9 protein-coding genes are annotated in these 7,752 nt (G+C 47.1%); 6 read left to right on the top strand and 3 right to left on the bottom strand.

Annotation, left to right across the window (positions count from 1 at the left end):
• The 5 genes from U9P07_12065 to U9P07_12045 form a co-directional block, all read left to right on the top strand.
• On the top strand, positions 1-451 hold a 451-nt coding region (locus U9P07_12065), incomplete at its 5' end, for an aminotransferase class III-fold pyridoxal phosphate-dependent enzyme (protein MEA2110139.1).
• Positions 452-592: 141 nt separating this feature from the next.
• The gene (locus U9P07_12060; GenBank protein MEA2110138.1) at positions 593-874 is read left to right on the top strand and encodes an AtpZ/AtpI family protein; all 282 of its coding nucleotides are present in this window, start codon (positions 593-595) and stop codon (positions 872-874) included.
• Between the two features lie 5 nt (positions 875-879).
• Positions 880-1,317, top strand: a complete 438-nt coding sequence (locus tag U9P07_12055) for a hypothetical protein (protein ID MEA2110137.1) — start codon at positions 880-882, stop codon at positions 1,315-1,317.
• 45 nt (positions 1,318-1,362) lie between these two features.
• Entirely contained in the window at positions 1,363-2,070 is a 708-nt protein-coding gene (atpB, locus tag U9P07_12050) for a F0F1 ATP synthase subunit A (protein MEA2110136.1), read from the top strand.
• A gap of 147 nt (positions 2,071-2,217) precedes the next feature.
• Positions 2,218-2,529, top strand: a complete 312-nt coding sequence (locus U9P07_12045; GenBank protein ID MEA2110135.1) for an ATP synthase F0 subunit C — start codon at positions 2,218-2,220, stop codon at positions 2,527-2,529.
• Positions 2,530-2,794: 265 nt separating this feature from the next.
• Here the strand turns inward: U9P07_12045 and U9P07_12040 are convergent, their stop codons facing one another.
• Positions 2,795-2,998 carry a hypothetical protein gene (locus U9P07_12040; protein ID MEA2110134.1) on the bottom strand — a complete coding sequence of 68 codons (204 nt, stop codon included), beginning with the start codon at positions 2,996-2,998 and terminating at the stop codon, positions 2,795-2,797.
• Positions 2,999-3,185: 187 nt separating this feature from the next.
• Here U9P07_12040 and U9P07_12035 point away from each other — a divergent pair, with 187 nt between their 5' ends.
• On the top strand, positions 3,186-5,063 hold the full coding sequence (locus U9P07_12035; protein ID MEA2110133.1) for a cytochrome c3 family protein: 1,878 nt from the start codon (positions 3,186-3,188) through the stop codon (positions 5,061-5,063).
• 180 nt (positions 5,064-5,243) lie between these two features.
• On the opposite strand, the gene U9P07_12030 is transcribed toward U9P07_12035, so the two are convergent.
• Together U9P07_12030 and U9P07_12025 are read right to left on the bottom strand one after the other, a co-directional pair.
• The gene (locus U9P07_12030; protein ID MEA2110132.1) at positions 5,244-6,638 is read right to left on the bottom strand and encodes a TrpB-like pyridoxal phosphate-dependent enzyme; all 1,395 of its coding nucleotides are present in this window, start codon (positions 6,636-6,638) and stop codon (positions 5,244-5,246) included.
• Positions 6,639-6,952: 314 nt separating this feature from the next.
• Positions 6,953-7,752, bottom strand: an 800-nt coding sequence (locus tag U9P07_12025; GenBank protein MEA2110131.1) for an NADH-quinone oxidoreductase subunit N, incomplete at its 5' end; no start/stop codon positions are given.

Genomic DNA, 7,752 nt, shown 5'->3' with positions numbered 1-7,752 from the left:
TGGGGGCCGGCAGGAACTGATGGAGCTGCTCGCTCCTCTGGGTGGGGTTTATCAGGCAGGAACCCTGTCAGGAAATCCATTGGCCATGGCTGCCGGACGGGCAACGCTCAGAATTTTACAAGAAAAGGATTTCTACTCTGAACTGGAACGAAAAGCAGCATTCTTAAGTCGGGAAACAGATAAACTGTTTACCTCTTACCATATTCCCCATTACTGCACCCGGGTGGGATCCATGTTCTGCACTTATTTCACTGATATTCAGGTGGATAATTACCAGAAAGCCCAGCAATCGGATACCAAGAGATTTGCCCGCTATTTTGCCGGTATGCTTGAAGGGAGAATCTACCTGGCACCTTCCCAGTTTGAAGCTGGATTTCTTTCCGCGGCACACACCCAGGAGGCGATTGAACAAACTCTGGAGGTAATGGGTAAGTGCCTGGCAAAGCTTTAAAAAAGGTCCAGTTTAATCTTGACTTGGGAAACTCATTTATGATATGGGAGACGCAACTTAATAAAACTGCTCTTTCCTAAACAGGGGAATTATAGAACCTGATACAGCAAACCAGAGTAAATAAACTCCGATTATGCTGCGATGAACTTTGCCAATGGTTGGTTATTGCCGGTGTCCCTGAAAACGCCACCCAAATACAAAAAAGCTTTTGAGCAGATCAGTCGATATGGCACCGTTGGTCTGGAGTTGGGCATCTCCGTGGCGATTGGCATTGCCATCGGTATTTATTTGGATAAATGGCTTGATAGCAGCCCCTGGTTGACCATTTTTATGATGTTGTGTGGAACGATTTCCGGCTTTATGCGGATATATAAAGTCCTCAAAGAAATAGAAAAAGAAGATCAACAAGATAATGTAGGATGATCCTGATGGCAGAGAAAAGCGAGCCGCAAAGGGAAGAGCAGGACCTGGAATTAAAACGACTGAAACGCATAGAAAAGATGATTGTTGTCTTTACTGTGCTACTGGCAATTGCAGCATTTTTATTTAAAAAGCCCTCTTTTAAAACATTTGATGTATTAGCAGGTGGAGTGGTGGCCTTTGTTTATTTTTACTTACTGACAAAGACCATGTATGGCGCTTTTCACAACGCTACAGTTGACAACGGAGAGACCAACTTCTCACCCCGCATGGCGATTAAGATTTCCATTTTAAGCATCGTTTCGGTCGTCATTACGCTGGGACTGCTGATACCGGATATCTGCCAGCCAATTGGCTATTTAATCGGCTTTTCATCCATGTTTATCTCGATATTGCTTGACGGAGTTTATATAGGGATGTTTGTAACTTTAAAACCAAAACAATAAAAAACACCTGGAACAATCTTCTAGAAGGTACTAAGGAGTTTTTCGATGCATCATGATCCGATTATAACCTTTGTCGGCCTGATTCCAGGCCTTAACCGGTTACCGGTCTACACTGCCAACGCGATACTTATATCACTGCTTATTATCATCATGGTTCTGATCGGGACAGCGAAACTGCGGAAGGGAAGTCCTGAGGATAATCTCATCCCGGAAGCAAAATTTAGTATTCAGAATCTGCTGGAAGCCATGGTTGAAATGATACTTAAATTGATCGGTGATACCATGGGGGAAGAAAAAGCCCGTGATTTTCTCTTTATCATCGGCAGCCTGGTGTTTTTTATTCTTCCCTTTAACCTTTCCGGCTTGATCCCCGGATTTGCACCACCAACCGATAACCTCAATACTACGGCAGCCTGTGCCTTGACTGTTTTTGCTTTAACCCATTATTTCGGCTGGAAAGAACATGGAGCCAAATACCTCAGACAATTTACCGGCCCATTCCTCTGGCTGTCGCCGCTGATGATCCCCATTGAGATTATCGGTCATCTTGCCAGACCCCTGTCACTCTCACTCAGGCTTTTCGGGAATATTATGGGTGACCACTTGGTGGCCAGCATTTTTATTATGCTCGCGCCACTCGTCGTTCCCATCCCGATTGCCTTTCTTGGCTTATTTGTTGCGTTCGTACAAACATTTGTTTTTATTCTCTTATCCATGGCCTATTTCAGTGGGGCAGTATCCCATGATCATTAGTACCTTACAGGCTATTTTCTTGTTTTTTTAACAAGAAAATGTTCTGATAAGAGTACTTATTTGCGGGCCGTAAAAGGCCGTTTGGGTTGCGGGATATGTTCCCGCATTAGGAAGAAATATCAATCCATTTGAGAGGAGGTGAATACAATGAAAAAGATTACCCAAATGTTAACCATGCTGGCAGTTTCAGGTTTAGCAACTGCGGCAATGGCCGCTGAAGGTGGTGGGGCAGGATACAATATCGGCCTGGCTTATGCCGCGGCTGCTGCCATCGCCATAGCTGCTTTTGGTGGAGCTTTCAGTCAATCAATGGCAATCAAGTCCGCTCTTGATAGTATTGGACGTAATCCCAGCGCTGCCGGTAAAATTACCACACCAATGATTATTGGTCTGGCAATGATTGAATCACTGGTCATTTATGCTCTGGTTATCGCCCTGATGCTGGTTTTGAAGATCTAATTAGTCTGCTTCTTTGGCAGACACATCCTGGTTTAGTCTAGTTCAGTAGCAGGCATCGAAGCATGATGCCTGCTTTCTTTCACCTAGCCTGTGCATACAAAATATTGAATTACTTCCATACTTAGGATCTAAATCAAGCTATTAGCACTTAGCTATTAGCTCAATAATTACAAGATCTTTAATATTATACCTATTCACCCGATGGGTGTTGTTACTAGTCAAGGTCAAGACCTGATTATTTAAAGCCTCAACTTTCTGAGTTGCTTTAAAAACAGTGGAAAGAAATTTTCCGGGATGTTCCGGCATGGCTCTCGCTCATTCTCGCCGGCCGTCCATGGCCGGCTTGTGGGGACACCGCTAAAGCAATGTCCCCGCGTCCGCCGCGAATCACAATGGGGGACAGTTTTAAAACTGTCCCCATCCAGGCGGCCAATACCGCCTGCCTGTCGGCAGACAGGCTATGAGCCAAGCCCGAACATCCGGTAATATGTCCCTGGCAATACAAGTCAGAAAGTTGAGTTAAAGCTAAATACTAAGGCAAACCGCTAATAGTTCAGCTTAGGTAGGAGTTTATATAAGTAAAGTGGAAATTATTCCACAACCCTATTAACGGGGATGAAATAATATTTAATAAAAAAGAGCGGGGTAACACTATTATGAAGAAATTTTCCATTAACTTTTTTGGGCTGCTGGCATTTATGCTGGTGCTCTCCTTTGCCTTGGGGGCTTCCACCTCATGGGCCAAAGAGGAAGCGGCAGAAGAGATCTGCCTGGAATGCATTTCCGTCAGCCAGTGCCTGGAATGCCATGATTATATGGATGGTACGACCTTTGCCGCCTCTTCCCATGGAAGTAACGCCTGTACCAGTTGCCACCGGGACATCTATGACCTGGAAAAACATGCCGATTGTGAAGTTCCCATGCAACCGGTAAAATGTGGTTTCTGTCATAAAGTGGTTGCCAAACAATACACGCAATCCGTCCATGCAGACAATGATGTGAGATGTACTGACTGCCATGCCAACATCCACGAAATGAAGTCTTTTGGTGGCGATAAAACCAAAGTCATCCAGATGTGCAGTGGTTGTCATGACAATGAAGATTACCTGCAAAGCGTACATGGAAAAGGCCTCATGGCCGGCAATCCTGATTCTCCTTCCTGCTCCGATTGTCATGGATTGCATGATATCAAGGAAATGCATGTTGATGATATTCATTCAACAACCGCCCTGGAAGCCCGTGAATTTCACACTAAATCCTGCCAGAAATGTCATGCCGACCAAGATATGATGCAACGCAACAACGTCTATACCTTGGCCTTCAAAACCTATGAACATGACTACCACGGCAAGGTGGAACATCTAGGGGGAGCCACCTATGTAGCCGGGTGTGCCGACTGTCATACCGCCCACAAACAGCTGCCTCCGGATGATCCTGAATCATCCATCTCCAAGGAAGGCCTGGTCGAAACCTGCGGCGCCTGTCACCCCAAGTCCAATTCCAACTTTGTCCAATACATGCCGCATGCTGATTACCATGACAAGGAAAACTATCCTCTCCTTTACTGGACGTTTATCGCCATGACCGGCCTCCTGCTTTCCACCTTCGCTTTTTTCTGGCTTCATACCGTTCTCTGGCTGATTCGCAGCTACATTGAAAAAAACGAATTGCATAAACAGGGAATTTTTGTTCCCCACGCTCAAAATCCCAAGGTTTTCTATAAACGGTTCACCATCTTGGAGATGGTACTCCATTTTGCCATGATGGTCAGCTTCATCGCCCTGGTAATTAGCGGTCTGCCGCTGAAATTCAATCATGCACCATGGGCACAAGGACTGGCACATCTGATGGGCGGCCCCCACATTGCCGGACTCATTCACCGCTGGGCCGCTGTGGTGACCTTCTCTTACTTCGGCACCACTATCATCTGGGTAATCTACTTTCTGTTCATCAAACAGACCGGGGAAACCTTCCTGCAGAAACTTCTCGGACCTGATTCCCTCTGCCCCCGCAAGAAAGATCTGGATGATGTCACCGGCATGTTTAAATGGTTCTTTGGCAAAGGCAGTGTGCCGCGCTTTGACCGCTGGACCTACTGGGAAAAATTTGACTTCATCGCCGTTTTCTGGGGGATGTTCGCCATCGGCTTTACCGGTCTGATGCTTTGGGTGCCGGAATTCTTCTCTGCCTTCTTGCCCGGCTGGGCGTTTAACGTTGCCATTATCGTCCATTCCGACGAAGCCTTGCTGGCCTCCGGCTTTATTTTCACCGTTCACTTCTTCAACACCCATCTGCGGCCGGAGAAATTCCCCATGGATATGGTTATCTTCAACGGCGTCCTGCGCGGCTATGAAATGGAAGAAGAACGGCCGGAACAATATGAACGGCTCAAAGCCCAGGGCAAGCTCGATAAGATGGTGACTAAATACCCCGGCGTTTTACGGGAAGCCATCGGTCAACTTTTTGGCTTTGCCGGACTCGCCGCCGGGCTTATCTGCCTGCTGCTGTTGGCTTGGGGTCTTTTTGGTGGCTGATTGAATCGTAAACTTATAAACCAAGAAAAGCGCTGTACGAATAATCGTACAGCGCTTTTTTTATAGTGCAGATTACAGAAAAAACCTTAAATTGAAAGATATTTTTACCCAGTTAAAACGAGTTAAATTCGGCAAAGGTTTTTTATTACTTTGACCTAACTGGTTGCAGACATGACATTATTACCATTTACCACTTTTCTTCGCTTCTGCCGGCGGTAAGTTTTCCAGCGATGATTTCACGGCAGCATTCAAATCTTCCTCAGGAATTTCATAATCGGTCAGTTTACCATTCAGATATGCATCATACCCGGAAAGATCAAGTAATCCATGGCCACTGTAATTGAACAGAATAACTTTTTCTTTCCCTTCTTCCTTAGCTTTTAGAGCCTCCCTGATAACAGCCGCCACCGCATGACTGGTTTCCGGGGCGCAAATGGGACCTTCAGTGCGAGCCCACTGAACAGCGGCGGCATAACATTCCAGCTGTGGGAGGCTCAAGGGATTCAGCAAACCCTCAACCAGGGCCTGGCTAACCAGCGGCGCCATGCCATGGTAGCGCAGGCCGCCGGCATGCAGAGGTGGCGGAACAAAGTTATGTCCCAAGGTAAACATCGGCAAAAGCGGTGTCAACCCCGAGGTATCACCAAAATCATAGGCAAAAGGAGCTTTAGTCATCGTCGGACAGGACTGTGGTTCCGTAGGAATAATTTCGATATCAGCACCATTGATCTTATCATGAACGAAAGGAAAGGAAAGGCCGGCAAAATTGCTGCCGCCACCGGCGCAACCGATCACCACATCCGGTTTTTTGATCCCCACTTTCGCCAGCTGTTTCTTGGCCTCCAAGCCGATAATCGTCTGATGCAGCATTACATGGTTCAAAACACTGCCCAAAGCATAGCGGGTTTTGCCGCTTTTATCGGTCACCGCCGCTTCGACAGCTTCACTGATGGCCATCCCCAGGCTTCCAGGAGTGTCAGGATACTGTTCGAGAAATTTGCGTCCTGACTGAGTCTCGGAACTGGGGCTGGCAACACAATCACCACCCCAAACCTGCATCAACATTTTCCGATAGGGTTTCTGGTCATAACTGATCCGCACCATAAACACCTTGCATTCAAGACCGACCAGAGAACAGGCAAAACTCAGGGCACTGCCCCACTGTCCGGCCCCCGTTTCCGTCGTCAGCCGCTCGATACCAAATTGTTTATTATACCAGGCCTGGGCCAGGGCTGAATTGGGTTTATGGCTGCCAGCCGGAGAAACACTCTCATCTTTATAATATATCTTTGCCGGGGTATCCAAGGCCTGCTCCAGGTTGAGTGCTCTCTTTAAAGGCGATGGACGCCAGCGGCAAAGCATCCCCAGCAATTCTTCCGGAATATCTATCCAGCGCTCCTGACTGACTTCCTGTTCAATCAAATTCATGGGAAAAACCGGGGCCAGCATCTCCGGGGTCACCACCGTACCATCGGGGGTCACCGGCGGCTGCATGGGGGTTGGCAAATCAGCAGCCAGGTTATACCATTGACGGGGAATCTCATCTTCTGACAGATAAATTTTTCTGGTTTCCATGGTCCATATCCTCGCTTCATGTGGTTAATATAATCATTCAACAGATTACCGATAACAAACATATACTATTGTTGAGTTTTTTAAAACTGTTTTCTATCTCTACCGTTCAAATATGTTTTTACCGTAAATTTATGTCGACAAAAAAGGGTGCTGCCTGTTTTGCAGGTAGCACCCTCGATGAAACTGAAAAGGGGACAGATTTCCGTTCGTGCGGGGAAACGCACTCACTCAAATGCGTCCCCGATCCCGGTGCGCGTTAACTTGTGGCGGGCCTTGAAGTTTAATGGGGGGAGGCTGTCCCCGTTTTCTCAATACTATAAAACCGCCACCGCCTGCTTGGCCAGATCAAGAAAACTCTGAGGGAATATTCCAATCAACAAAATGGCCAAAATCAGCGCGATACCCAGAAGCTGGGCTGAAATGCCCAGTGACACTTTATCCTGCTGTTGTTCATCATCCTGAGAATAGGCGGCCCGCACCATTTTCAGGTAGTAAAATGCTGAAATAGCCGCGTTAATCACCCCAAGAATAACCAGCGCATAGAAACCCTTTTGGATGGCAGCGGTAAAGACGATGAATTTACCGGTAAAACCGACGGTTGGGGGAATACCAGCCATACCAAAAGCGCCGGCCCCCAAGGTAAAAGCCAACAGCGGCGAGCGGCGATGCAAGCCTTTCAGGTCAGCAAAGGTCACATTACTACCTTCCGGTGCCAGATTATAAATGGCATAAAAACAGGCCAGGTTCATAATGACATACCCCAGGATATAATAAATCGCGGAAGAAGTTCCCAACTCACCAACACTGAGGATACCCACCATCACATAACCAGCATGGGCAATACTGGAATAGGCCAGCAAACGTTTCAAATCATTTTGTACCAACGCGGAAAGATTACCTATGGTCATGGACAAAACAGCAAAGGCCGCCAGGACCCAGGTAAACTGGCTGACATCAACTCCAACCAGAAATACCAGGCGAATGAGCAGGGCCACTGCTCCAACTTTCGGCACAGTGGCAATAAAGGTCGTCGTTTCATTGGCAGCCCCCTCATAGATATCCGGAGTCCAGAAATGCATGGGAAACATAGCCAGCTTATAGAAAAAACCGCACA

It is taken from the genome of Pseudomonadota bacterium, assembly GCA_034660915.1.
GTDB lineage: Bacteria > Desulfobacterota > Anaeroferrophillalia > Anaeroferrophillales > Anaeroferrophillaceae > DQWO01.
This window is presented reverse-complemented; position numbering and strand designations above follow the sequence as displayed.

Bases quoted from the DNA above. Each gene is read 5' to 3' on its own strand.
- U9P07_12030 (MEA2110132.1), bottom strand. From the start codon at position 6,638: ATGGAAACCAGAAAAATTTATCTGTCAGAAGATGAGATTCCCCGTCAA.
- atpB (MEA2110136.1), top strand. From the start codon at position 1,363: ATGCATCATGATCCGATTATAACCTTTGTCGGCCTGATTCCAGGCCTT.
- U9P07_12055 (MEA2110137.1), top strand. From the start codon at position 880: ATGGCAGAGAAAAGCGAGCCGCAAAGGGAAGAGCAGGACCTGGAATTA.
- U9P07_12035 (MEA2110133.1), top strand. From the start codon at position 3,186: ATGAAGAAATTTTCCATTAACTTTTTTGGGCTGCTGGCATTTATGCTG.
- U9P07_12060 (MEA2110138.1), top strand. From the start codon at position 593: ATGAACTTTGCCAATGGTTGGTTATTGCCGGTGTCCCTGAAAACGCCA.
- U9P07_12045 (MEA2110135.1), top strand. From the start codon at position 2,218: ATGAAAAAGATTACCCAAATGTTAACCATGCTGGCAGTTTCAGGTTTA.